Origin of the sequence: Agrobacterium sp. DE0009 (assembly GCF_007680755.1) — a bacterium.
GTDB lineage: Bacteria > Pseudomonadota > Alphaproteobacteria > Rhizobiales > Rhizobiaceae > Agrobacterium > Agrobacterium tumefaciens_B.
Map to the genome: position 1 here is coordinate 698,694 of NZ_VEIU01000001.1, position 23,612 is coordinate 722,305.

Here is a 23,612-nt window from a genome sequence, read left to right on the forward strand (position 1 = left end):
AGGCTAGCGGGCAGCTTTAATCCTGCTCCTTAGAAATTCATCCTCGAACCACGACTCTGGCGGACAAGCGCACGAACCACAAAACGCAAAACCATTTCATAAAACGCGAAAACGCGGATGAAATTGACTGCATTCCTCAGCTTTTGAATATAACGACGAGCCCCGACGAGGGCCGCCGAAAACAACATAAGCGTGCACACGGAGCGCCCTTCGTCTCCTGTTTGTTTTCATTCCGTTCACACTTGAATTAGCGATATCTAATTTTCACAAAGTTATGACCTAAATCGATCGTGGCGAAAACCTGTAACGATATAGGACATAAAACTGGCGCATTATGAAATTTCTTTTCACTCTGACATCAACGGAAAGACTTGGGCAGCTCCAAGGGAATACAATCAGATTCTCGCGCTTGACGTGCTTCGGCGATGTCATCAGGGCTCAGAAAAAGCTTCCTCACCATCGCCTAGATGGCCAGTTTCTCCATGGAATTGGCCAAGGCGCCAACGCAAAATCATTCCAAGGAGAGATCACGCGCAGAAAGGATATTTTTTGCGCGCGTAAAGATTTGTCGCCATGAAGTTAGCCGACTGCCTTCAACGATTGAGGTTGCGCCGCAAAGCGTCCGGACCAGGTCTAAAATCGATTCCGGTTTTCAGGCTGATGCTGTAGGCTGCAAAAAGTTGCCCGCAAGCGAGTCTTTACCGTGACAATCGATATTCTTCTTCTGGTGCTTCTGGGCGCGATGCTGCATGCCGGATGGAATGCGCTGGTTAAATCGGGAACCGACAAATCACTGGATGCATCTCTGATCGCGGCGGGCGCTGCGGCCTGTTCGCTGCCCTTTCTGCCGTTCCTGCCGTTGCCCTCGCCTGTCGCCGTTCCTTTTCTGGTCGCGTCCGCCGTCCTGCAATTCGCTTACTTCCGCCTTGTGGCCGCCGCCTATACGATCGGTGACATCGGGCTCGTCTATCCCGTCATGCGCGGTGTTGCGCCTTTGATCGTTGCGGCGACGAGCAGCCTGTTCCTGAGCGAGGTTTTAAGTCCCCTCGCCCTCGCTGGCATTGCCATCATCTCCGCGGGCATCCTGACGCTCGCTTTCGAAGCCCGGCGGGGCGGTGGAAAGGCGATCCTCGTCGCCCTCCTCAATGCCTTCGTAATCGCCTCCTACACATTCGTGGATGGTGTTGGCGCAAGGCTCTCTGGCAACGCCATCTCCTATACGCTGTGGATGTCGCTTCTGCCGCCGGTACTTTTGTTCGGCTTCGCCTTTTTTCAGCGCGGCGTCGGGCCGGTCATGCGGCATGTCGGACGCAACTGGTGGCGCGGCCTGATCGGCGGCTTCGGATCCATTCTCTCTTATGGGCTCGCCCTTTACGCTATGACGAAGGCGCCCGTCGCCGTCGTCGCGGCGCTCCGAGAGACCTCCATTCTTTTTGCGCTGATGATCTCCGTGGTTATCCTCAAGGAGCGCGCGAGCATCTGGCGTTATCTCGCAGGCGGCATCATTGCAGCGGGCGTTCTGGTGATGCGGCTAGGGTAAAATAAGTCAATTTAGTGGGGTAAAATATTACCACATAAATAACTATATGATTTCATTTGCTTATTTTTACGGCCCGCAAATTCGTTCATATTGACGCTTTGGCTCGCGCACCGTATAAGCGCGACAGACCGGATTCCAGCCGGAATAGGGTCATTTGCGGTTGTCTTTAACGGCAACCAAACCAAGCAACAAGAAACGCCCGTATGCTCTTCCTGAAGAGGATGACGGGTCCACGTTAGAAAGTGAAATTCATGTCTACTTTCGTTCAGAAGCCCGCTGAGGTGGAGAAGAAGTGGGTCATCATCGACGCCGAAGGCCTCGTTGTTGGTCGCCTCGCCACCATCGTTGCAACCCGCCTGCGCGGCAAGCACAAGGCTACCTACACCCCCCACGTTGATGATGGCGACAACGTTATCGTTATCAACGCGGAAAAGATTGCCCTCACCGGCAAGAAGTATTCCGACAAGAAGTACTACTGGCACACCGGTCACCCGGGTGGCATCAAGGAGCGTACGGCTCGCCAGATCATCGAAGGCCGCTTCCCGGAGCGCGTCGTTGAAAAGGCCGTCGAGCGCATGATCCCGCGCGGTCCGCTCGGCCGTCGTCAGATGAAGAACCTGCGCGTTTACGCTGGTTCCAACCACCCGCACGAAGCACAGCAGCCGGTCGTTCTCGACGTTGCCGCGCTCAACAAGAAGAACGTAAGGAGCGCCTGATAATGGCCGATCTTTCCTCTCTGAAAGACCTCGCCCCGGCATCGGAAGCTTCGGCTCCCGTGCACGTCCGCAAGGTTGACACCCTCGGCCGCTCCTATGCGACCGGCAAGCGCAAGAACGCCGTAGCCCGCGTATGGGTCAAGGCCGGTTCTGGCAAGATCATCATCAACGGCCGCGATTTCACCACGTATTTCGCACGTCCGGTTCTGCAGATGATCCTCCAGCAGCCGATCGTCGCCGCTGCCCGTACGGGTCAGTTCGACATCATCGCCACCGTTGCCGGTGGTGGTCTCTCCGGTCAGGCCGGTGCCGTTCGTCACGGCTTGTCCAAGGCCCTCACCTACTTCGAACCGGGCCTGCGCTCCGTTCTGAAGAAGGGCGGCTTCCTGACCCGCGACAGCCGCGTTGTCGAGCGTAAGAAGTACGGTAAGGCCAAGGCCCGCCGTTCGTTCCAGTTCTCCAAGCGCTAATCGCTTACCGGAACGGTTCGTTCAGAACTTCGGAAGGCGGGGCTTCGGCTCCGCCTTTTTTCATGGCATTCCTCCCTTGTTTTTTGAGCGCGAAGACAGCAACCTCGGCGCAAAACGCAAGGGGTGAACAATGCCATCCAAAACAATCGACCACGCCTTCACCGCGACAAGCCTTACATCGGCCGCTACCGACCCCACCCATGCGGGCGTGTTGTCCTTCATGCGGCGGAGATATACGAAAAACCTCAAGGGGGTTTCGACGGCCGTGTGGGGTATCCCGTTTGATGCCGCGACATCCAATCGTCCCGGCGCGCGTTTCGGGCCGCAAGCGATCCGCCGCGCCTCGGCGATCTTCGACAATGATCCGCAATATCCCTTCGCGCGCGATCTTTTCGCCCATATGCCGACCATCGATTATGGCGACTGCCTGCTCGACTACGGCAACCACTGGAAAACGCCCGATACGATCGAAAAGGAAGCGCGCAGGATCATCTCCAAGACGGATTATCTGCTGACGCTCGGCGGCGATCATTTCATTACCTGGCCGTTGCTGAAGGCCCATGTCGCCAAGCACGGGCCCCTGGCGTTGGTGCAGTTCGACGCGCATCAGGATACCTGGTTTGACGATGGCAAGCGCATCGATCATGGTTCCTTCGTGGCGCGCGCCGTGCGGGATGGGTTGATCGACGCGGATCGATCCATCCAGATTGGCATCCGCACTCACGCCCCGGAAGATTTCGGCATCCGCATTCTCCACGGTTACGAGGTGGAAGAAATGCGGGCGAGCGATATCTCGTCGCTTATCGTCAAGCACACGGCTGGCCTGCCCGCCTACCTGACCTTCGATATCGATTGCCTCGACCCCGCCTTTGCACCGGGAACAGGCACGCCTGTGGCTGGTGGGCCGACCAGTGCGAAAATTCTCTCCGTTTTGCGCGGGCTTGGCCAGCTCGATATTCGCGGCTCTGATGTGGTGGAGGTCGCACCCGCTTATGACCACGCGGATATTACCGCCATTGCCGGAGCGACCGTTGCAATGTATATGCTTGGCCTGCGTGCCGAACGGCTGGCCAAGGCTGGCTGACAAAGACAACGGCGCTTGCCAAACTGATTCCGATTACCCTCGCAACACTTTGAAAAGTCAGGACAAGGACATGACAGCGAAGATCTTTATCGATGGCGAACACGGCACCACGGGTCTGCAGATCCGCACGCGCCTTGCCGGTCGCCGCGATATCGAGCTGCTGTCCATTCCGGAAGCCGAACGTCGCAATGCGGCGATGCGCGAGGATATGCTCAACAATGCCGACATTTCAATCCTGTGCCTGCCCGACGATGCGTCGCGGGAAGCGGTCTCTATGGTCGCTGGCAACAATAATGTCCGCATCATCGATACCTCGACTGCCTATCGCGTCCATCAGGACTGGGCCTATGGCTTTGCCGAAATGGATAAGGATCAGGGCGAAAAGGTTCGTTCCGCTCGCCTCGTCGCCAATCCTGGCTGCTACCCGACGGGCGCGATCGCACTTCTGCGCCCCCTGCGCGCCGCTGGGCTCCTGCCCGACGGTTATCCTGTCAGCGTCAACGCGGTTTCCGGTTACACTGGCGGCGGCAAGCAGATGATCGCACAGATGGAAGACCAGAGCCGAGACGACGCCATCAGCGCCAACAATTTCCTGTATGGCCTGACGCTCAAGCACAAGCATGTGCCGGAAATGACGATTCATGGCCAGCTCGACCGCGCGCCGCTGTTTTCGCCCTCTGTCGGTCGCTTCCCGCAAGGCATGATCGTCCAGGTGCCGCTGTTCCCGGCCGACTTGGCGGAAGGCACTGATATCGAAACGATCCATGCGGCACTCACCGCCCACTATGCGGGACAGGATATCGTCAGCGTCGTGCCGCTTGCCGAAAGCAAGGGGCTCGCGCGCATCGATGCCGAGGAATTGGCTGGTAAGGACACGATGAAGCTCTTCGTCTTCGGTACCGAGGGCGGTGAGCATATCAATCTCGTGGCGCTGCTTGACAATCTCGGCAAAGGCGCATCCGGTGCTGCCGTGCAGAACATGGAACTGATGCTCTCTGCATGAGAAGTTTCTCATGAGTGATGCCGCCCCATCTTTTCCCGCCTCGTGGAATATCGAGGCCGCAAAACAGATTGCCGATACGCCGGCAGGGGTGGTGTACGAGCTTATGCGCAGCAACGGCTCCCTTGCCGTCGCCAAGGTTCTGAAGAAAAAAGCCTTGAAGGACAGCCTTCGCGGCGCGGATTTCATCGAATGGCGCGCCGGTGTCGGCTGCGTCGAACTGCTCGACCGCTCCGATGACATTCTGCTGATGGAACATGCCGGCACGGAAACCCTTCGCGACGTGCTGTTCCGGGACGGCGACGACGATGCCGCAACGGAAATCGCCGCCGAGGTCCTGCTCCGATATCACCAGCCTTCCGAGCAGCCGCCGCCGTCCAGCCTACTGACGCTGCCGCTCTATTTCGAAAGCCTGTTTCGCAAGGCCGAACAAGATCGTTCCGACAGCGCGGAGAGCCCCTATATCGAGGCGGCCGCGCTTGCGCAGGAGCTTATCGGCAAACAGCGGAACATCAGGCCGCTGCACGGCGATCTACACCATGAAAATATCATGCTAAGCAAACGCGGCTGGGTCATCATCGACCCGGCAGGCCTGATCGGCGACGCGGCGCTTGATGTCGCCAACATGTTCTCCAATCCGCTCGACCGTTTCGACCTCACCCGCAGCGAAGCGCGCATCGCCTCCATGGCCGCGATCTTTGCGAAGGCGCTGCAACGGGATGAACGACTGTTGCTGCAATATGCCTTCGCTTATGGCTGCCTCTCGGCCGCCTGGCATGATGAAGACGGCAATGCCGAAGAGCGCGACAACGAGCTTGCTGTCGCGGCAGCCATCAAAAACGTACTTCGACAGTTCTGAGCGGCCTCAGTCCCTGACTTCGACCGAAACCGGCGCCGGATATTCTCCGATGAAACCGCGCCAATGGGCGACCGCAAAGCCCAGCACGAACAGCGCCATGCCCTGATGGGCGAGCGCGACATGGATATCCACATGCAGCAAAAGCGTGGTGATGCCCAGCGCGGCCTGAATGGAGACGAGCACGAAGAAAAGCACTGCGCGTCGGGCGTGTGGCGTGCCGGGCAAGGCGCGGGCCATTGATGCCATATGCCACAGCGTGGCGGCAAACAGTGTGTAAGCACCCAGACGATGGATGAACTGAACCGTCTTCGGATTTTCGAAAAGGTTGATCCACCAAGGCTGCTGCAGGAAAAGATCGCCCGGCACCAGCGAGCCATCCATCAACGGCCAGGTATTGTAGGAAAGGCCGGCATTCAGCCCTGCCACCAGCGCGCCGAGATAAATCTGGAAAAGACAGAGAACCGTCAACAAGGCCGCAAAGCCCCTGCCCGTCTTTTCATTGGCGGCATCAGGCGAATGGTGCGACAGTCCGCGCAGAATCCACATGCAACCCGCAAAGATAAGGCAGGCGATCGTCAGATGCGTGGCGAGACGATATTGCGAGACATCGGTGCGGTTGACGAGGCCTGATGATACCATCCACCAGCCGATAAAACCTTGAAAGCCGCCAAGGGCAAGAAGACCGACGAGTGGCAGGCGCAGACGTTTTTCGATGCGGCCGCTCAGCCAGAAGTAAGCAAGCGGCAGGGCGAAGATGATGCCGATCGTGCGGGCGAGCAGGCGATGCGCCCACTCCCACCAGAAGATCGTTTTGAACTCGTCAAGCGACATGCCCTTGTTGATTTCCTGATATTGGGGGATACGCTTGTAGAGCTGGAAGTCCTCTTCCCACTCGGCGACGGAAAGCGGCGGAATGGCGCCGTGGATCGGCTTCCACTCGGTGATGGACAGGCCGGATTCGGTGAGCCGCGTCGCCCCGCCGACGAGAACTAGACAGAACAGCGTGAAAAGCACGACCCGCAGCCAGATCCGCAGCAGTCGACGGTCCTTCTCCTGTTTCTGCAAGGCAGCCTCCACCACCACTTCCGCAGAACCATGTGCCAACGTTACGCTGTTCGAACGCATATTTCGGGTCTCCATCATACAGTCATGTTGATTAGCCCCAACCGGCACTACAAAACAAGGCCTCAGGGTTTGCGGCATGGGGTCGCGGCGCTATAGTCGCAAGACCAGTTCAATCACGGAAGAATGTATGCCTCCTCGCCTCAGATCGCTTATCGGCACCATCGTCATCATCTGCCTCGTCGTCGCTTACGCCGTGGTGGCGACGGCCATTGCATCGGCAGCGCTCGCTCAATCGCCGTGGTGGGTGCATCTTGCGTATTTCGTATTCACTGGGGTTTTGTGGATACTGCCGGCCATGCTCATCATCAAATGGATGGCCGGGCCTAAAAAACAGGACTGAGCGGCAGCGTCTGCATAACATCCACAGGTCGCAATATTATAAACTGATTGTTTGCCGCTCGACGCTATAGTCCCACCGAAACAACCGGAGAGAGTGATGGCGGCTGAGGGGCCTGTCTTCATCAGCGAGAGGCAAGCGCCCACCGCCGTCCCAAATGGGCGGCGCGGTTCCGATCGGCTGTTGATCGACCTCGTGAGCGATGCCGCCACCATTCGCTCCGATTGGGAGCGACTGGAAAGCGACCCGCTCAATTCGCTTCATCAGAGTTTCGGCTGGTGCTCCATCTGGGCGCGGACGCAGAACACCCCGTTACTGACGCTTCGCGGACGGCGCGGCGGCGAGACTGTTTTTTTGCTGCCGCTCGAAATCGTGTCGGAAGGCGGCATTCGCAAGGCCGGCTTTCCCGGCGGCCGCTTCAACAATATCAATACCGGCCTTTTCGAGGCTTCTTTTGCGGAGCGGGAGGGAGAGGACATCGCGTCCGCCATTGCGCGGGAGGCGCCAAAGCTGCTGCATGGCCAGGCGGATGTTCTGGCATTTCAGAATGTACCGCTGATATGGCGTGGCAGGAAAAACCCTCTGTCACACCTTGCCTCCGTCGAAAACCAGAATCCCGCCTTCCAGCTTCCTCTTTTCGATAGTTTCGAAGCTACACTTCGGCAGGTCAATGCCAAGAGGCGGCGCAAGAAGTTCCGTATCCAGCGGCGCAGGGCCGAGGAAATGGGTGGCTACAGCCACATCATCGCGCGAACACCGCAGGAAAAATGCGAAATCCTGCAGGCCTTTTTCCGTCAAAAAGCGGCGCGTTTCGCCTCGCAGGGCATACCCGACGTTTTCCGCGACCAGGCGGTGAAAGCGTTCTTCCACGATCTGGCCAATTTGCCGGAAGCGGAAACTAACGCCCTGCTGGAACTGCACGCCATTCGCCTTCATGGCGCAAATGAAGGTGTCGTCGCCGCGATTGCCGGGCTTTCGCGCAAGCAGGATCACATCATCTGCCAGTTCGGTTCCATCGATGAGGCAGCCTCCGAGTGCAGCCCCGGCGAGTTGCTGTTCTGGCTGATGATTGAGCGGGCCTGCCGAGAAAAAGCCGCCCTCTTCGACTTCGGTGTCGGAGACCAGCGTTATAAGCGCAGCTGGTGCCCGGTTTTCACCGTGCAGCACGACATATTTCTGGCGTTAACGCTGAAAGGTCGGGTTGCTGCCTCCGGTTACGTGGCCATTGCCCGCATGAAGAGCATGATCAAATCGAGCCCTGCCCTCTATACGCTCATTCAGCGTCTTCGCGCAGGATGGCGCAAGACCGACACGGCCGCCGGCACCGACTGAGCATGCGTCAGGCCGCGCTGCGATGGCCCGGCTTGCGCATGCCGGTCATCGGCAGTGCCTCTTCATAACCTGCGGCATCCAGTTCACCCAGTGTCTGCTCGAGAAGATCGCTGTCCTTGCCGGGAACCGAAACGACGATTTCGGCTGGCAGGTTGCGCAGCATTTTCCCGAGGCTCGAAATCTGCACCGCGCCGCACTCGACGAGAACCGTATCGTAAGCGTCCGAGAGCGCGCCGAGTATCATCGTCAGGCGATCGATCGCGCGCATGGCCTCCCGCGGCTGCGCATTGCCGCGCGGCACGATATGAGCGTCGGACAGACGGTCGCCATGAATGGTTTCGCCGAAGGCGGCAGCGCCGGCGAGAAGGTCCATGACGCCGGGAAGTCCGGTTTCGGGCGCCATCAGCCGCGTGGGACAGGCAGACGCCGTCATATCGACGAGAACGACCGAGCGACCGAGTTCCGAGAGCGCGCGCGCCAGCATGACAGTTGTCGTGGAACCGCTATCACCGGCCGGAGACACAACGGCCGCAACCGGTTTGGCAAGGCGGGTCGCAAGATAAGCCGCGACGGCATCGATCGTGAAATCCTCCGATGTCTCGGCATCATCGTGCGCGTTTTCAGAGGCGGCCGGCGTGGCAGCGGCCGGTTCTTGCCTGTGAGGTGCCGGAGCGACCGCCACGGGCATCATCGGGGCGGAGGCCGCTTCTGCGATAGCGGACTTATACGCCGCAGCCGGGACCACCTCTACCGCGGCCGGCGGTGTGGTTTCCCGCGCTGCGGCAGCCGGCTTTTCGGGCAAATCGGCAGCCAATTCCTCATCAATCCTCGCGCGCGAGGGCGGCGGATCGGATAGGGGTGGAACCTGGCTTCTGCCAACCGGCTTCAAGGCGCGTCCCGTAAACAGCTCCACCAGCATGACGACGATGCATGATAAGAGGAAGGCCGCCAGCGTCACGACGATGGTGATGGCGCCGGTCTTCGGGAAATAGGGTTCGCGCGGCTCCACTGCCGTCGAGATGACGCGCGCATCTGCTGGCGTCGACTCTGCCGAACCGGCGCGCGACGTCGCCTCGCGATAACGGGCGAGATAGGTTTCGAGAAGCTGTCTCTGTGCGGCCGCTTCGCGCTCCAGGTCGTTGAGGCCCACCTGCTGTTCGCCGGCGCGCACGCTTTCCGACTTCAGCACATTCAATTGCTGCACAAGCTGCCGCTCGCGCAGGCGCGATACGTTCGCTTCATTCTCCAGGCTCGCAAGTACCTTGCGGGTTTCTTCCTGGATCTGGCGCTCGATGCCGGAAAGCTGGTTGCGTAGCGCCCGGATGCGCGGGTGGCCCTCAAGAAGCGAGGACGAGAGATCGGAAATCTGGCTGCGGATCGTCGTTTCGTTTTCTTTTAGCCGCTGGATCGTCGGAGATCCTACCACATCGGGAAAGGTATCGAGCGGGCGACCGCTGGCCAGGGCGTTACGCACGCCTTCCGCCCGCGCCTCGGCATTGGCACGCTCACCGCGGATGCGGCCAAGTTCGGTTGATATATCACTCAATTGCCGCGTGGCGAGCGTCTCGCCCTGCCCCGCCGACAGGAGGTCGGATGACGCGCGATAATCCGCGACTTTCCTGTCGGCATCCCGCACTTTTTCGCGGAGACTGGCGATTTCAGGCTCAAGCCAACGCGCCGCTTCCGTGCTGGTGCCAAGCTTCGCGCCGCTTTGCAACGCGATATAGGCCTTCATCATTTCATTCGGGATTGCAGCGGCGAGTTTCGGGTCCTCCGACGAGAACTCGACCGTGATGACGCGCGAACTTTCAACCTGATAGACTTGCAGTTTTTCACGGAACGCCTTCAGGACCCGTTCTTCGGGCAGGACCTGAAGCGGGTCCTTCTTGATGCCAACGGCGATCAGCATCCGGGAGATCAGCGACGGATGAGCGTCCGGATCGAACTCATCCAGTTCATAAAGCTTCATGTCCTTGGCGACCTGCTTGATGAGATCGACCGATTGGAGGATTTGCACCTGGCTCGAAACGGTCAGCTCATCCAGAACCGGTTCAGCCGGGGCATTCGACTGCTGCGATGCGCCGAAGGAGGCGGCACGGGATTCGATAAGCAGACGCGCCTCGCCCTTGTAGGCAGGCGCCATCATGCTGGCGATCACAAATGCGCAGCCGCCGGCCAGAAGCGTAATCGCGGCGATCCGTCCCTTGCGCCGCCAGATGGCCGCGACAAGCTGCGCGAGATCGATATCCACATCCCTGTCATCCATGCGATCGCCGTTCATGCGCGCTCCGTAACCGACATAAATCGCGGCCCTTAAATATAGATGGTCAATTTCTGCGAAGCTTAAGTGCTGCCGGTAACACAACCGTTAATCCCGGCGGATCAGACAGCAAAAGGCTAATATTAGCATCACTTGCCCGGAGGCGTTTACCGCGCATTAACCCTAACAGAACGATAAGAATGGTCAAAGATCGACTCGGAGCCAGATGAGATGCCGCTCGCCGGATCACGCCATGTCACCGCACTGACGCTTGCCGTTCTGACGGCCCTTTCCGGCTGTGCGGCGTATCAACCCGCGCCGAGGTCCTTCAATGAGGCCGCCCTGCAGCCATATCATATGGATAGCGGCGACAGGCTGCGCATCAACGTCTTCGAACAGACGGGCCTGACCAACACCTATACGGTCGACCAGGCTGGTTACGTCGCCTTTCCTCTCGTGGGTCAGGTTCCCGCCCGCGGCAAGACGCTCCCGCAACTCGAAGCCGCCATCGCGGCCAAGCTTCGCCAGGGCTATCTGCGCGACCCTGATGTCACCATTGAAATCGATCGTTATCGCCCCGTCTTCGTCATGGGCGAAGTCGGCCGTCCGGGCCAGTATTCCTACGTCCCGGGCATGACGGTTCAGAACGCGATTGCCATTGCAGGCGGCTTCAGCCCCCGCGCCAACCAGGCCGATGTGGATGTTACCCGCAAGATCAATGCCGAGGTACTGACCGGCCGGATCGGTATCACCGCCCCGCTTCTGGCTGGTGACACCGTCTATGTTCGCGAACGCTTCTTCTGACGGGCGGAGCGATCAGCGTGTCGGATGACGGCCCTCCCCTGCGCATCATTCACTGTTTCCGCTCGCCGGTGGGGGGCGTATTCCGGCACGTGCGCGATCTCATCGAAGAACATGTCAAGCAGGGTCACAAGGTCGGCATCGTCTGCGACAGTTCGACCGGCGGCGCGCACGAGGAAAGGCTTTTCGCACAGATCACGCCGATGCTGGAGCTTGGCCTTACCCGCCTGCCCATCCGGCGCTCCATCAGTCCCGGCGACCTGCCGGCGCTCTGGACTTCCTACAAGCACATTAAAAGTTTGCGGCCGGACATTCTGCATGGGCATAGCGCCAAGGGTGGCGCTCTTGCCCGGCTGATCGGCTCACTTCTGCGGGTGAACAGGTATCGCGTAGCCCGCCTTTATTCTCCGCATGGCGGTAGCCTGCATTACGCCCGAAACAGCGTGAAAGGGCAGCTCTTTCTGCGGTTGGAGCGCTTTCAGGAGCGTTTCACCGACGCGCTCTGTTTCGTATGCCATTTCGAGCAGGCGACTTACGAGGCCAAGGTGGGCATGCCGCGCACCCGCACCGCAATGATCTATAATGGGGTGCAGGAGAGCGAATTCGAGGCCGTCCCCGCCCGTGAAGGCGCTGCCCGTTTCCTCTATATCGGCATGCTGCGCGACCTCAAGGGACCAGACATCTTCATCAAGGCGTTTGCCAAAACGGAACGCAGCCTCGGCAAGCCTCTGAAGGGCGTCATTGTCGGCGATGGGCCGGACAGGGACAAATACGCCGCGATGATCGATGCGGCCGGGCTTTCGCAACGGATTTCCATGCATGCCGCCATGCCCGCCCGGCAGGCCTTTGAGCTCGCACGGACAGTGGTCGTACCCTCTCGCGCCGAAGCCATGCCTTACATTGTGCTGGAAGCGCTCGCTGCGGGAAAAACGGTTATTGCCTCGCATGTCGGCGGCATCCCCGAGGTGCTTGGCGAAAACAGCGAAGCACTGGTGCCGACAGGCGATGCGGACGCGCTGGCGCGGATCATGGCAAGGGACGCCGAAGATGACGGCTGGGCGCAACGCGTGATGCCCCACGCGGACAGCTTCAAGGCGAAATTCTCAACCCCCGTCATGGCCAAAGAGATGATGAAGCTCTATCGCGATCTGCTGGTTAACTGAAGCAGTTAAAAAACTCGATTTCCGATTGTATATTCCCACCACATTGCAGAAATCCGTCATAAACGTTTCTTAGCATGTTTCGGCTAGTTTTCTGCCGGTAAGGCGCCGCGCCGGAGGGTCTGCGTGTACTTTGCCACTTTGAAGTTGCGTTTCGTCCCGGTCGAAAATCAAATGCGACGTTAGGCCGATGCGCTGGAGGGTGCGGATCAAGCGATGACCAAGAGTGACAAGGACAGGCTGCAATTCGACCTGGCGTCGTTGCGCGAAAAAATCTCCGGATCGGAGGCCGAGGAGTCTCCGGCTTCGGCAACCGTCGTCCTCAATCCGCTTGCCCGCCAGATTGCCGACCAGCTGCGGAGCGGCAGCCACTCCCCCAACATGGTGATCGGCCAGCTTCGTCTTCTGGAATTCACCATGCTGGTGGTTATCGCGGCCATCGCCAACGGCATCGCCGCCGATCGCGGTCTTGAAAGCTTTCTGCCGAGCTTTGGCGGCGGTGTTCTGGGGGCCGCACTCTGCGTCATCCTTCTGCAGGCCGGGGACTGCTACCAGCTTCCAACGCTGCGTACGCCGATGTCCATGTTCGCCCGCATCCAGGGAGCCGTCTGTTTCTCCTTCGTGGGCGTCGCCTGTTTCCTCCTTCTGTTTTTCCCTGGCTCGCTGCATTCCTGGCAAGCCTTTGCGCTCTGGTATGCCACGGCTGCGCTGGCGATCTTCGCCGGACGTCTGCTTCTCGGTTTCGCCATTCGCCACTGGAGCCGCAACGGCGTCATGGAGCGCCGCGCCGTCATTGTCGGTGGCGGCGATTCTGCTCGAGACCTCATCCGCTCACTGGAGCAGCAATCCGACAACGATATCCGCATCTGCGGAATTTTCGACGACCGCAATAGCGAAAGATCACCGGATGTCGTCGCCGGTTATCCGAAGCTTGGCACCTTTGCCGAACTGGTGGAATTTGCCCGCCTCACCAAACTGGACATGCTGATCATCTCGCTGCCGCTGAGTGCCGAAGCCCGCATTCTCCAGCTGCTGCGAAAACTCTGGGTGCTGCCGGTCGACATCCGCATTGCCGCCCATGCCAACAAGCTGCGTTTCCGTCCGCGCGCCTATTCCCATGTCGGCAGCGTGCCGATGCTCGACGTGTTCGACAAGCCGATCCGGGATTGGGATTCCGTGGCGAAGCGGGTGTTCGACATCATTTTCAGCCTGATCGGCATCGCGCTTCTGTGGCCGGTGATGCTGGCGGCGGGCATTGCCGTGAAAGCGACGTCGAAAGGCCCCGTGCTTTTCAAACAGAAACGACACGGCTTCAACAACGAGACGATCAATGTCTGGAAGTTCCGTTCCATGTATACGGAACTGAGCGATCCCACCGCCAAAAAGGCCGTCACGAAAAACGATCCCCGCGTCACGCCGGTCGGCCGTTTTCTGCGCAAGTCATCGATAGACGAGCTGCCGCAGCTGTTCAACGTTCTCTACGGCGATCTTTCACTGGTCGGTCCGCGCCCCCATGCCGTCCATGCCCAAACGGGCGATCTGAAATATACCGAGGTGGTGGAGCACTATTTCGCCCGCCACAAGGTCAAGCCCGGCGTGACCGGCTGGGCGCAGATCAATGGCTGGCGCGGCGAAATCGACCATGGCGACAAGATCAAGTTCCGCACCGAGTATGATCTCTACTACATTGAAAACTGGTCTTTGTTTCTGGATCTGAAAATCCTGTTTCTCACGCCGATCAGGCTGCTCAAATCGGAAAACGCCTATTGACCCACACCGGTTACCAGCACGCGGCGAATTTTGACGCACCGTTGGCCACCATGCGGCTCATCGGTTCGTTCTTTATCGCATTCGGCGTGTTCCTTTCCGGCTTCGTCATCTCCGAACCGGCACCTTATGAGCTGATGATGGTGGGACAGGTGGCGCTGTGGTTCCTGCTGGGCCTTCGTCTGTCGCGCACGGTCGTCCTGCTTCTGTGCCTGCTGCTTGCGTTCAACGTTGGCGGTTATCTGTCTCTCACCACCATGGCCAATCTGGATGAGGGACCGCTTTATCTCGCCGTTTCGACGTTTCTGGCGCTGACCTCGGTGTTTTATGCGGCGATCGTGGAAGACAGGCACCAGCGTCTGCTTCTGATTTTCCGGGCCTGGCTTGCCGCCGCGCTCATTACGTCGCTGCTCGGCATCATCGGATATTTCCATGCCATTCCGGGCTTTGAGGTCTTTACGCTCTATGATCGCGCCAAGGGTGCATTTCAGGATCCAAATGTCTTCGGTCCCTTCCTGGTGACACCGTCGCTATACCTGATCTACGGCCTTTTAACCGGCAAGGCGATGCATGCGCCGCTGCGGGCTGCCGGGCTGCTCATCCTGTCGCTCGGCATCTTTCTCTCATTTTCGCGCGCAGCCTGGGGCCTGTTTCTCTTTTCCACCGTTCTGCTTGTCTTCGTCATGCTGCTGAAGGAGCGCACGGCAGCGTTTCGGCTCAAAATACTTGTGCTGTTCCTCGTCGCCGTCGGGCTCATGGTTGCCGCTATTATCGTTGCTCTGCAGTTTAAGCAGGTGGCGGACCTGTTCTCCAGCCGTGCGTCGGCGGTGCAGTCCTACGACGGCGGTCACCTCGGACGTTTCGCCCGCCACTATCTCGGCTTTCTGCTCGCCATGGAACATCCGCTCGGGATCGGGCCGATGGTATTCGACGATATCTTTCCCGCCGCCGAACATAATATATGGCTGAAAAGCCTCACCACCCATGGCTGGTTCGGTTTTGTCGTTTATCTCACCCTGATCTGCTGGACGATTGCCGCCGGCTTCAGCCATCTTCTGAGACCGCGCCCCTGGCAGCCGTTCCTGATCATTTCATGGGTTACTTTCGTCGGGCATGTGTTGATCGGCGCCGTCATCGACACGGATCACTGGCGGCATTTCTTCCTGTTGCTCGGCATCCTGTGGGGGTGCATGGCGCTCGAAAAGCGCGAAAACCTGCGCCGGCGCGCCCACACTGCGTAAAACAGCTGCCCTTACGGAACCTTCTGCTATTGCAACCGTTTAGCCCGCGATTGTGACATGTCCAACGGGGAGACATCTTATGACGCAGACCAATAATCTCTATCTCATTATCGGCGCCCTTATTGTGGTCATCGCGGGCCTTGGCATTTACGTCTGGCATGAAGAAAGCAAGCCGAAGGGGATCGAGATGAACATCGGCCCGAATGGCGTCTCCGTTCAGGAGAACTAAGCCACAAGCGTCGCGCAAACTCCGGCGATTAAGACCGGGTGCAATCCACGTCAAAGTCGGCGTGGATGCACCCGGTCTTCTTATGAGAGAAGACGAAAGGCGGGATCGATGCCCGCAGACCCGGCCCGATACGCATGATCCGTATCGCCCGATCAAGGACACATCCGCGCCATGGTCTCCTCCGTCGACCTTTCCACGCGCCTGACCGCCACCAGACTCGCCCTCAAGGCCATCAAGGATCAGGAGGACAGCGCCGCCGCCACGACTTCGCCGGCACGGGCCACGCTCCTCGGCTCCTATGGGCTGGACACGTCCCCGTCATCGACCAATACCCGCCTCACCCAGCTGCTTGCGCAATACGCGCAGTCATCGGACCGAGACAAGACCGACGACGCAACGGCACAACCCGTATCCGGCGACATCAACAAGTCAGACTTCATGACAGCGCTGAAGACGATGCTGGAAGGCCTTATCAAGGACCCGGATAAAGCAACGCAGGCCAAGGCGATGCTGGGGGCACTGGAAGGGGGAACGCTGACGGTATCCGATCCCGCCGCAGGCGCGAAAATCGCGGCTTGGGACGTCGGCGCTGACCCGAAAACCGTGTCCAAACCCACCACTGAAATTCCGACTGAAGGCTGGAGCACGTTTTTAAAGGACCATCTGCAGCGCGACGGTTCGACCTACGTCAAAAGTGGAAGCGGTGCCTATGTCGACGCCGCCTCCGGCGACAATGCGTTTTTCGGCAGTGTCGGCAGCCGCTATTATTATCTCACCTGGCCGCAGGCAAAGAATGGCACCCTGACCGTTTGAGCGGCCGGGAAGAGGGATGCTGCGGCATAAGGTGCCGCAGCACGTCGATCTACGCCAGCGTCATATCGCGGGCGTTGCGGCAGGGACGGCCGAGGCCGCGTTACCGGAAAGCGCTTTTTGAAGTTCCGCCTCCTGCGCTGGCGACAGAGATGTCTTGATAACGCGGCCGCGGAGGCCCTCGAACTCGGCAAGGACCTTCTCCGCCTGCACCTTACGGATCAGCACGAACAGGGCGGAAGAACTGTTCGGTATGGTCTCGCCAAGCGACTTGATGAAGTCATCATCGATCCCGAAATCCGTAAGCGAGCCCGCAAGCGCGCCCGTGCCCGCGCCAATCGCGCCGCCAATAGCAAAGCCGGCGAGCGGGTTGAGGAAGAGCAGCCCAACGAGGCCGCCCCAGAGGCCGCCGGACAGAAAGCCGGAACTTGCTCCGATGGCGGTGAGGTTGACGCTCTGTTTCAGGTGCACCTTGCCATTCTCATCGCGAACGACAACCACGGCATCTTCGAGATCGACCAGATATTCCTTTTTGAGGCCAGCAAGCTTCAGAAGCACCTGATCGGCGACTTCCGTACCATCAAAACCAATAACGACGAGTTCGGACATAGTTTGTCTCCCTGAGTTTTAAATCGGCTGCAATTCAACGCCCGATGGAGCGGCTTGTTCCGGCCATGATGGAACGGGGATATGTCCGGGGTTTGACGGTTGTCTCCTCGCCGCAAAGCTCGTCCAGTCCGCCCCCGCCTGCCGCGGGTTCACTTGGCGTCCACACCTTCTTTTTGTTTTTTTATGAAAAGGCCATTTTCCGCTTGCGCCCTAAGAGGCTTCTATATAAACGGCTTTCAGGTTCGGAGCGTAGCGCAGCCCGGTAGCGCACTTGACTGGGGGTCAAGGGGTCGTGGGTTCGAATCCCGCCGCTCCGACCATTAAAATCAGATAGATAGCCAGTTCCCCCAGAGCTGGCTATATTTGTTTCAGCGGTCTGCAACATCGCTCCTCGCCGCGTGAAAAGACCCGTCCGGGGTTAATCTTTGTCCAAGCCTTGAGAAGCAGGTGTGCGGAAATGGCCAAAAAACCGAAAATTGAGCACTCGGAGTTCTCGGGCGAGTTCGAGGATGATGGGGTCACCGTTCTCGTCGATATTTACCGGCCCGCCGGCACCCAGCAGGACTGGACGCTGGAGGTGATCAGCGAGCACGACGATGTCACCACCTGGGACGAGCCCTTCGCGACCGACAAGGACGCGTGGGAGGAGTTTCTGGCCACCTGCGAGAAAGATGGCATCCGCAGCTTTCTCGATGGCGAGGAACCCTCCGGTTCACTAGACGCGCTCGTGGCCGATTTCTGAAATCGTTGTTTCATTACCGCCAACGGCGCCGGCCTGGGATGGCCGATATTGGCTTATTGACTCTCCGCTAAAATTAGAACATTTAGTGAACAAAAGAGAGGTCGCCACCCATGTCCGACGCGGAAAAAATCACCCCCATCCAGCCTGACGACATCGCGGGATACGTCATCCAGTGTCATGACGGCAATGCAAAGGCGGCTGTCGAAGCCCTTCTTGGTGAAATCGAACATCTGCAGGATCAGCTTTCGCTTGCCGTCGCCCTGATGGGAAGGGGATATACGCGCGGGTGGACGCCGGATATGGAGCGGGAGTAAAACTAAATCGGCACTTCCCGAGCCGCATTCTTGTGGCTCAGGAAGTGCTGACAAATCCGTGGTAGCAATCAGCCCTTCTCTGCCAGATGTCCAATTTCCCGGTCGATAAGGTAGTCGGCATTGGGGCCGTTGCCGATCAGCTCGATCTTTCCAAGAATCGTGCGGCATAGGCTGTCTTCCTCATGCTGCTCATCGACGAACCATTGCAGGAATGACGTCGTCGCGTGGTCTTTTTCCGCGCGGGCGAGATCGACGGCAGCGTTGATGGCTGCGGTGACGCGGGATTCATGTTCGGTGACGATCGTGAAAAGACCCTTGATGTCATTTGCAGTCACCTGCGGTGCCGGTAGTTCCGCGAACGTGACCTTTGCGCCGAGATCGTTGAGGAACGTGAAGATGCGATGCATATGCTCGAGTTCTTCGGCGGCGTGGCCGATCAGAAATTTATAGCAACCGTCGAGGTTGCGTTCCGCCGCCCATGCGGCCGTTTGAAGATAGGCGTGGTGGGCACGTAATTCGCCGTTGAGGAGATCGTTCAGCGTCGCTTCGATGGGCTTGCTGGCCATGGCTTATTCCTTTGTTTGGGGTTCAAAAATGCGTGCCGTCGAGACGGCCATGCGAGGGTGGGCGTTTGGATTTTTGTGGATTACTGGGCGGGCGTTACCTGTGAGAGCGCCGCGTCGAGCCTCTCGGCTTTCATGACCAGTTTGGGCCGGAGCTTCTCGGCTTTCTGCCTGACCGTTTCGAGATTGGCAGGTTTGCCGACCTGGATGACGCCGATCATCGCCATCATCAAATGCGGCGGGCAATAATAGAGATAGACGCCTTCCTGATCGACGGTCACGCTGAAGGCTTCATCTAGCTTGCTTTTCCATGGCGTCACGCCTTCGGGAACAGCATAGGACTGGACGTAATGGCTCGAATTCTCAGGCACGAATGTGATCGTATCGCCCGGCTCCGCCTTGACATAGGAAGGCTCGAAAACCATGCCACCCTCCTTGCCATAGTTGAGCATCAGGACCCTGTGCTCGGCAGCGACGGCAGTTGCAACAGGAAGAGTGACAGCCAGTATCGTGGCAAGCGTCAATAAAAATCTGCTCATGCAATTACTCCTTCGGAAGTTTCGAAACGGTCTGGCGGCGAACCGCCCGCAGGCTGAATGACGGGGTTGCCGTGTCGGTCCCGCAGCACCTCAACGGCAACGTCGTAGGTGTCTGAAATCAGCGCCGGCGTGACGATGTCACGTGGTGCGCCTGCGGCCTTGAGCGTGCCATTTGCGATGACGAGGAGGTTATCCGCATATTGGCAGGCAAGGTTGAGATCGTGCAGCACCACCAGCGTTACCCAGCCGTTGGCTCGGGTTTCCCGCCGGACCAGATCGAGCAAAGCCACCTGGTGTTTCAGATCAAGCGCACTTACCGGCTCATCCAGCAGCACCGACTGCGCCTGACGCATGAGAACCTGGGCGAAAAGCACCATCTGCCGCTGTCCGCCGCTTAATGTCCCGATGTCCCGGTCCGCCAGGTGAGCAATACCGGCCTGATGCAGACGGGTCATGGCAAGGTCGAGTGTCTCATCGTCGATATGCAGGGAAAGTCGTTGAAAGCGGCCGAGCGCCACGACCTCCAGGACACTGAGGGCGATATCCGCCCCTGTATCCTGCGGCATATAGGCAAAATTGTCCTGCCAGTTGCCTGCACCTCGCCCTGCCCTCGCTCTGGCGATCCGTTGACGACTTCCAAGGCTGATCGAGCCGGCGGCAAGCGGCAGATCTCCGAAGATCGCCCGCAACAGGGTCGTCTTGCCTGTTCCGTTCGGGCCGATGACGGCGTGGATCCGCCCGGCATCAAGGCGGGCTGAGAGGTCTTTCACGATTGAAACATCGCCACGATCGACGCAGATACCGTCCAGAACCATCATCGGTCACGCCTCTTCGGACTGAAGATGAGCCACAGAAGAAACGGCACGCCGACGATGGCCGTGACGATCCCGACGGGAAACAGCGCGCCCGGAATGATGGACTTCGAGAGAATGGACGCGGCCGACAGCATCAGCGCGCCGCTGAGCACTGACATGGGCAGGAAGAAGCGCTGGTCCTCTCCAACCGTCATGCGGGCAATGTGCGGGGCCACAAGCCCGACAAAACCGATGACGCCGACAAAACTCGTGGCCGTCGCAGTCATGACAGCAACGATGACGAGAACCTTCATGCGCAGCCGTCGGACGTTGATGCCAAGGCTTGTCGCCCGCATTTCCCCCATTCTCAACGCCGTCAATTTCCAGCAGTCGGCCATCAACAGCGCGCAGCAGAGCGCCGTCACGAATGCCGTCAGCGCGAGCGTCGGCCAGGTCGCCTTGGTGAGACTGCCGAAAAGCCAGAACAGAATCTGCTGCGACAATTCCGGCGACGACAGGAACTGGATAAGCGAGAGAAGCGACTGAAACAGGAAGAGAAGAGCAATGCCGCCCAGGATGATGGTTTCAGCGCTCATCTGGCGCATGGATGCCAGCAGATAGAGGAAGAGCGCCGCCAGCATGGAAAAAACGAAAGCGCCAAAGGGAACGGCGATCATGGCATCCAGTCCGAGCCCGCCGAGCGCCAGCACAAGCGCCGCGCCGAAACCGGCGGCCGCAGCCATTCCGAGCGTATAGGGGCTGGCCATCGGGTTATTCAGCAATGTCTGCATCTGCGCGCCGCCCGCGCCGAGTGCTGCTCCAACGGCAAGCGCCATCAACGCCATGGGAAGGCGCAGGCCCCGCACGATGGAATCGGTCATCGCAGCCCTTTCGCCAAGACCCGTCAGCGAGCGCACCACTTCGGCCGGGGAGAGCAACGATGGACCAGTGGCGATATCGAGAACAAGACTGACGACCACCATGAGGAAAAAAATGGATACGACGCGCCAGCGGCGACGTTCGCGCAGCCGATGGGCGCCGATCGCCTCGGCATAACGGGCGGCAATTGTCATGAAGAACCTGCTTGTAACGGATCGTATAGAGCGAACGCCACGACGCGGCGTCCGCAATAGCCGGGCTGCGCATGAAGACCAGGCGCCCTCGACGCAGCAGTAAGGATCGATCAATCCTTGACGGCGATGGCGAAGGTACCCTCGGGCGTCACAGGCAGGTATTTCTTGTAATAGCCGAGATAGTTTGCGATCGGATCGATGTCCTTGAACTGCTCGGGATAAAGCTGCTTGGCGATGTATTGGACCATCGCGAAATCAGAGAGCGTGCGCGACGCGCCCTGATAGACGCCGAAAAGATGGCTGTTCTTGATGGCCGGCAATTCGCTCCAGCCCTGACGGGTCTCAAAGGCTTTCAGCTTCTCACGGGCATCCACGGCCTCCACCGCCTGCCCCATCGGCAGGGCAGCCGGGTTCTTGTTGTTCTCACGACCGGCAATAAAGATCGCGTCCGGTTTGGAAGCCAGAACCTGCTCCGGATTGATCGGTCCCCACCATTCGACGAATGGCGCCGCGATGTTGTCGCCGCCAGCGGCGGTGGACATGGCGCCCCACATGTTCTTGCCGTAGGTGAAGGAATATTCGGCCGGGCCCTTATTGCCGAACTCGACATAGACCTTTGGCTTCGGTTTGCCGGACTTCGCAACGCGATCGGCGACGTCCTTCAGCGAACCGGAATAGAATTCCGCGATTTCGTTGCCGCGCTGTTCCTGCCCGGTCAGCTCGCCAAAAAGCCGCGTGGAGGCGACATGCCGCTCGACCGTCTGCGCGTTGTAATCCACCACGACGACCGGAATGCCCTTTTCTTCCAGACGGTCGGCATCGAGGCCAAGCGCCTTGTATTGCCAGTCCGCCAGGATCACGAGATCGGGATTAAGGCTGAGAACTTTCTCGACGGAGAAGGTCTGTGCCTCGACCTCGCCTACGTCGGCAATATCGGCAAGGGAAGCGCGGTGGGCGAGATGCATTTTCCAGTTGGCGGGCACCCAGCCCTCCCAGGCCTCGCGCGAAATCCCAACGACGGAATCATAGGCCTTCTCACCGCCAACAGCCATGTAGTCTTCGAAATAGAAGCCAAGAACGACACGTTTTGCAGGAAGATCAACCTTGACCTGACGGCCGATGACATCCGTGATGGTCTTTTCCGCCGCTTCGGCGGAAGGCACGATCAAGAAGGCTGAAAATAGAGATGCGGCAAGGCCGGCAAGAAATATTTTGTGGGTCATGATGGGATCCGAATGTTGAAACAGAGATGCTCTATAAAAGATGACATATAGAGTCAACTTCAATTCGGAATCGCGTAAGTCGCTAATATAAAAAGTGAATTGCTACCGGCAGCGTCACGTCGCGTGGGAGACGCAAGATATGCACACGCGGACGCGGAAAAAGACTACCGGGACATTTTAGCCGGATCGGCGATATATTTCTTCCGAGCAAGGCCGGGACGAATCCCGGTCTCGGACACGCCCGGCAAAAGTAAATTGGCCGTTGTTCGTCTAGACCTTGTAAAAACAATGACGGGGAATTTCGGGTAATGGGGTTTCCTTAGAAAGCGCTCTAGAACTCGTTGGAGGCGATTGTCAGGTCGTCGATAAGAGGCATTTCCTCGGCATTCTCCCAGGTGCGGTCCATGGCATAGGCCGCGGAGAGATAGGGGATGCCGACATGCCCGTAACGAATGGACAGCTGGCTTTCTGCCGCCTCTTCACCCAGCCGGGCAACCCGGCTGAGGTAGAGCGCGGTGGCCAGGCCGGTTCTGTCCGCACCCGATTTGCAGTGGATAAGAATGGGTTTTGGCGCGTCGCGCATGATTGCGACGAGCTGATTGACCTGGCTCATGGTGAGCTCGCGGCTGGCCGACATGCCAAAATCAATATGGTTCAAGCCAAGCTTCTTCGAGGTTTCCAGTTCGTCGCGATACCAGCTTTCACCTTCGTTGGGGCCACGCAGATTGATCACGGTCTTTATTCCATAATCTTCGGTGTAGCGCGTGAGTTGCTCGGCGGTCGGCTGATTGGAGCGGAAAAACTGACCCGGAACGACCTCGTGAAAATTGCCAAGGAGCTGGATGGCGTAGAGGTAACCGCCTGTCGCGAGGACAACAAAACCCATGCCCCAAAACGAGCACTTCCAAAATTTCCGCATGACTGAACGGTTTCCCTGATTGAACAAGGAACCGATACCGATGGATTCTGACAGCAGGCTGAAAGTTCTGCGACAGTACTGTTAGAGTATTGCCCGCATTACGGA

Annotated in this window: 25 protein-coding genes and 1 tRNA gene; 17 read left to right on the top strand and 9 right to left on the bottom strand. The window is 58.8% G+C overall.

The features are described from left to right. Positions 1-703: 703 nt before the first annotated feature. The 6 genes from FS804_RS03530 (at position 704) to FS804_RS03555 (ending at position 5,669) form a co-directional block, all read left to right on the top strand. On the top strand, positions 704-1,540 hold the full coding sequence (locus FS804_RS03530; RefSeq protein ID WP_144574736.1) for an EamA family transporter: 837 nt from the start codon (positions 704-706) through the stop codon (positions 1,538-1,540). 251 nt (positions 1,541-1,791) lie between these two features. Then, the gene (gene rplM / locus FS804_RS03535) at positions 1,792-2,256 is read left to right on the top strand and encodes a 50S ribosomal protein L13 (protein ID WP_144574739.1); all 465 of its coding nucleotides are present in this window, start codon (positions 1,792-1,794) and stop codon (positions 2,254-2,256) included. A 2-nt stretch (positions 2,257-2,258) separates the two neighbouring features. After that, a complete protein-coding gene (gene rpsI / locus FS804_RS03540; protein WP_003521540.1) occupies positions 2,259-2,726 on the top strand; it encodes a 30S ribosomal protein S9 in 468 nt (155 codons plus the stop codon). Between the two features lie 130 nt (positions 2,727-2,856). After that, a complete protein-coding gene (speB, locus tag FS804_RS03545) occupies positions 2,857-3,810 on the top strand; it encodes an agmatinase (RefSeq protein ID WP_144574742.1) in 954 nt (317 codons plus the stop codon). 70 nt (positions 3,811-3,880) lie between these two features. Beyond that, positions 3,881-4,813, top strand: a complete 933-nt coding sequence (gene argC / locus FS804_RS03550) for an N-acetyl-gamma-glutamyl-phosphate reductase (protein ID WP_063951216.1) — start codon at positions 3,881-3,883, stop codon at positions 4,811-4,813. A 10-nt stretch (positions 4,814-4,823) separates the two neighbouring features. After that, the gene (locus FS804_RS03555) at positions 4,824-5,669 is read left to right on the top strand and encodes an aminoglycoside phosphotransferase family protein (RefSeq protein WP_144574745.1); all 846 of its coding nucleotides are present in this window, start codon (positions 4,824-4,826) and stop codon (positions 5,667-5,669) included. 6 nt (positions 5,670-5,675) lie between these two features. Here the strand turns inward: FS804_RS03555 and FS804_RS03560 are convergent, their stop codons facing one another. Next, complete coding sequence (locus FS804_RS03560) at positions 5,676-6,794, bottom strand: COX15/CtaA family protein (protein WP_144574748.1); 1,119 nt, start codon at positions 6,792-6,794, stop codon at positions 5,676-5,678. A gap of 127 nt (positions 6,795-6,921) precedes the next feature. Between FS804_RS03560 and FS804_RS03565 the strand changes: the two genes are divergently transcribed. After that, positions 6,922-7,134 carry a DUF2842 domain-containing protein gene (locus tag FS804_RS03565; RefSeq protein WP_063951219.1) on the top strand — a complete coding sequence of 71 codons (213 nt, stop codon included), beginning with the start codon at positions 6,922-6,924 and terminating at the stop codon, positions 7,132-7,134. Between the two features lie 96 nt (positions 7,135-7,230). Further along, positions 7,231-8,463, top strand: coding sequence for a GNAT family N-acetyltransferase (locus tag FS804_RS03570; RefSeq protein WP_144574751.1), 1,233 nt, complete (start codon positions 7,231-7,233; stop codon positions 8,461-8,463). 7 nt (positions 8,464-8,470) lie between these two features. Here FS804_RS03570 and uppB read toward each other — a convergent pair whose 3' ends face one another. Continuing rightward, a complete protein-coding gene (gene uppB / locus FS804_RS03575; protein ID WP_063951221.1) occupies positions 8,471-10,744 on the bottom strand; it encodes a polysaccharide biosynthesis protein UppB in 2,274 nt (757 codons plus the stop codon). A 210-nt stretch (positions 10,745-10,954) separates the two neighbouring features. Here uppB and uppC point away from each other — a divergent pair, with 210 nt between their 5' ends. The 6 genes from uppC to FS804_RS03605 all read left to right on the top strand — a co-directional run bounded on the left by uppC (position 10,955) and on the right by FS804_RS03605 (position 16,734). Beyond that, positions 10,955-11,527, top strand: a complete 573-nt coding sequence (uppC, locus tag FS804_RS03580) for a polysaccharide export protein UppC (RefSeq protein WP_063951222.1) — start codon at positions 10,955-10,957, stop codon at positions 11,525-11,527. A gap of 17 nt (positions 11,528-11,544) precedes the next feature. Then, positions 11,545-12,687: a polysaccharide biosynthesis type 4 glycosyltransferase UppD gene (uppD, locus tag FS804_RS03585; protein ID WP_144574754.1), complete on the top strand. Its 1,143-nt coding sequence runs from the start codon at positions 11,545-11,547 to the stop codon at positions 12,685-12,687. Positions 12,688-12,900: 213 nt separating this feature from the next. Next, entirely contained in the window at positions 12,901-14,454 is a 1,554-nt protein-coding gene (uppE, locus tag FS804_RS03590; protein WP_144574757.1) for a polysaccharide biosynthesis glycosyltransferase UppE, read from the top strand. After that, entirely contained in the window at positions 14,451-15,692 is a 1,242-nt protein-coding gene (gene uppF, locus FS804_RS03595) for a polysaccharide biosynthesis O-antigen ligase family protein UppF (RefSeq protein WP_144574760.1), read from the top strand. The genes uppE and uppF overlap by 4 nt, the downstream gene beginning before the upstream one ends. A gap of 79 nt (positions 15,693-15,771) precedes the next feature. After that, the gene (locus tag FS804_RS03600; protein WP_003521552.1) at positions 15,772-15,921 is read left to right on the top strand and encodes a hypothetical protein; all 150 of its coding nucleotides are present in this window, start codon (positions 15,772-15,774) and stop codon (positions 15,919-15,921) included. Positions 15,922-16,092: 171 nt separating this feature from the next. Then, complete coding sequence (locus tag FS804_RS03605; RefSeq protein WP_144574763.1) at positions 16,093-16,734, top strand: hypothetical protein; 642 nt, start codon at positions 16,093-16,095, stop codon at positions 16,732-16,734. A gap of 60 nt (positions 16,735-16,794) precedes the next feature. Here FS804_RS03605 and FS804_RS03610 read toward each other — a convergent pair whose 3' ends face one another. Then, positions 16,795-17,340, bottom strand: coding sequence for a DUF1269 domain-containing protein (locus FS804_RS03610; protein ID WP_144574766.1), 546 nt, complete (start codon positions 17,338-17,340; stop codon positions 16,795-16,797). 243 nt (positions 17,341-17,583) lie between these two features. On the opposite strand from FS804_RS03610, the gene FS804_RS03615 reads away from it, so the two are divergent. The 3 genes from FS804_RS03615 to FS804_RS03625 all read left to right on the top strand — a co-directional run bounded on the left by FS804_RS03615 (position 17,584) and on the right by FS804_RS03625 (position 18,396). After that, positions 17,584-17,660: transfer RNA gene (locus tag FS804_RS03615), tRNA-Pro, on the top strand. 137 nt (positions 17,661-17,797) lie between these two features. After that, positions 17,798-18,082: a hypothetical protein gene (locus FS804_RS03620; protein ID WP_144574769.1), complete on the top strand. Its 285-nt coding sequence runs from the start codon at positions 17,798-17,800 to the stop codon at positions 18,080-18,082. 110 nt (positions 18,083-18,192) lie between these two features. Continuing rightward, the gene (locus tag FS804_RS03625; RefSeq protein WP_144574772.1) at positions 18,193-18,396 is read left to right on the top strand and encodes a hypothetical protein; all 204 of its coding nucleotides are present in this window, start codon (positions 18,193-18,195) and stop codon (positions 18,394-18,396) included. A gap of 68 nt (positions 18,397-18,464) precedes the next feature. Here the strand turns inward: FS804_RS03625 and FS804_RS03630 are convergent, their stop codons facing one another. From FS804_RS03630 to FS804_RS03655, 6 genes are all read right to left on the bottom strand, one after another. Beyond that, entirely contained in the window at positions 18,465-18,962 is a 498-nt protein-coding gene (locus FS804_RS03630; protein WP_063951230.1) for a ferritin, read from the bottom strand. 80 nt (positions 18,963-19,042) lie between these two features. Further along, on the bottom strand, positions 19,043-19,498 hold the full coding sequence (locus FS804_RS03635; protein WP_063951231.1) for a pseudoazurin: 456 nt from the start codon (positions 19,496-19,498) through the stop codon (positions 19,043-19,045). Further along, on the bottom strand, positions 19,495-20,316 hold the full coding sequence (locus FS804_RS03640) for an ABC transporter ATP-binding protein (protein ID WP_144574775.1): 822 nt from the start codon (positions 20,314-20,316) through the stop codon (positions 19,495-19,497). Before FS804_RS03640 ends, FS804_RS03635 begins: the two co-directional genes overlap by 4 nt. Further along, positions 20,313-21,365 carry an iron ABC transporter permease gene (locus FS804_RS03645; RefSeq protein WP_144574778.1) on the bottom strand — a complete coding sequence of 351 codons (1,053 nt, stop codon included), beginning with the start codon at positions 21,363-21,365 and terminating at the stop codon, positions 20,313-20,315. The genes FS804_RS03640 and FS804_RS03645 overlap by 4 nt, the downstream gene beginning before the upstream one ends. 110 nt (positions 21,366-21,475) lie before the next feature. Continuing rightward, positions 21,476-22,588 carry an ABC transporter substrate-binding protein gene (locus tag FS804_RS03650; RefSeq protein ID WP_144574781.1) on the bottom strand — a complete coding sequence of 371 codons (1,113 nt, stop codon included), beginning with the start codon at positions 22,586-22,588 and terminating at the stop codon, positions 21,476-21,478. 331 nt (positions 22,589-22,919) lie between these two features. Further along, positions 22,920-23,474 (bottom strand): dual specificity protein phosphatase family protein, encoded by a 555-nt coding sequence (locus tag FS804_RS03655; RefSeq protein ID WP_186376728.1) that lies wholly within the window; start codon positions 23,472-23,474, stop codon positions 22,920-22,922. Positions 23,475-23,612 lie beyond the last annotated feature (138 nt).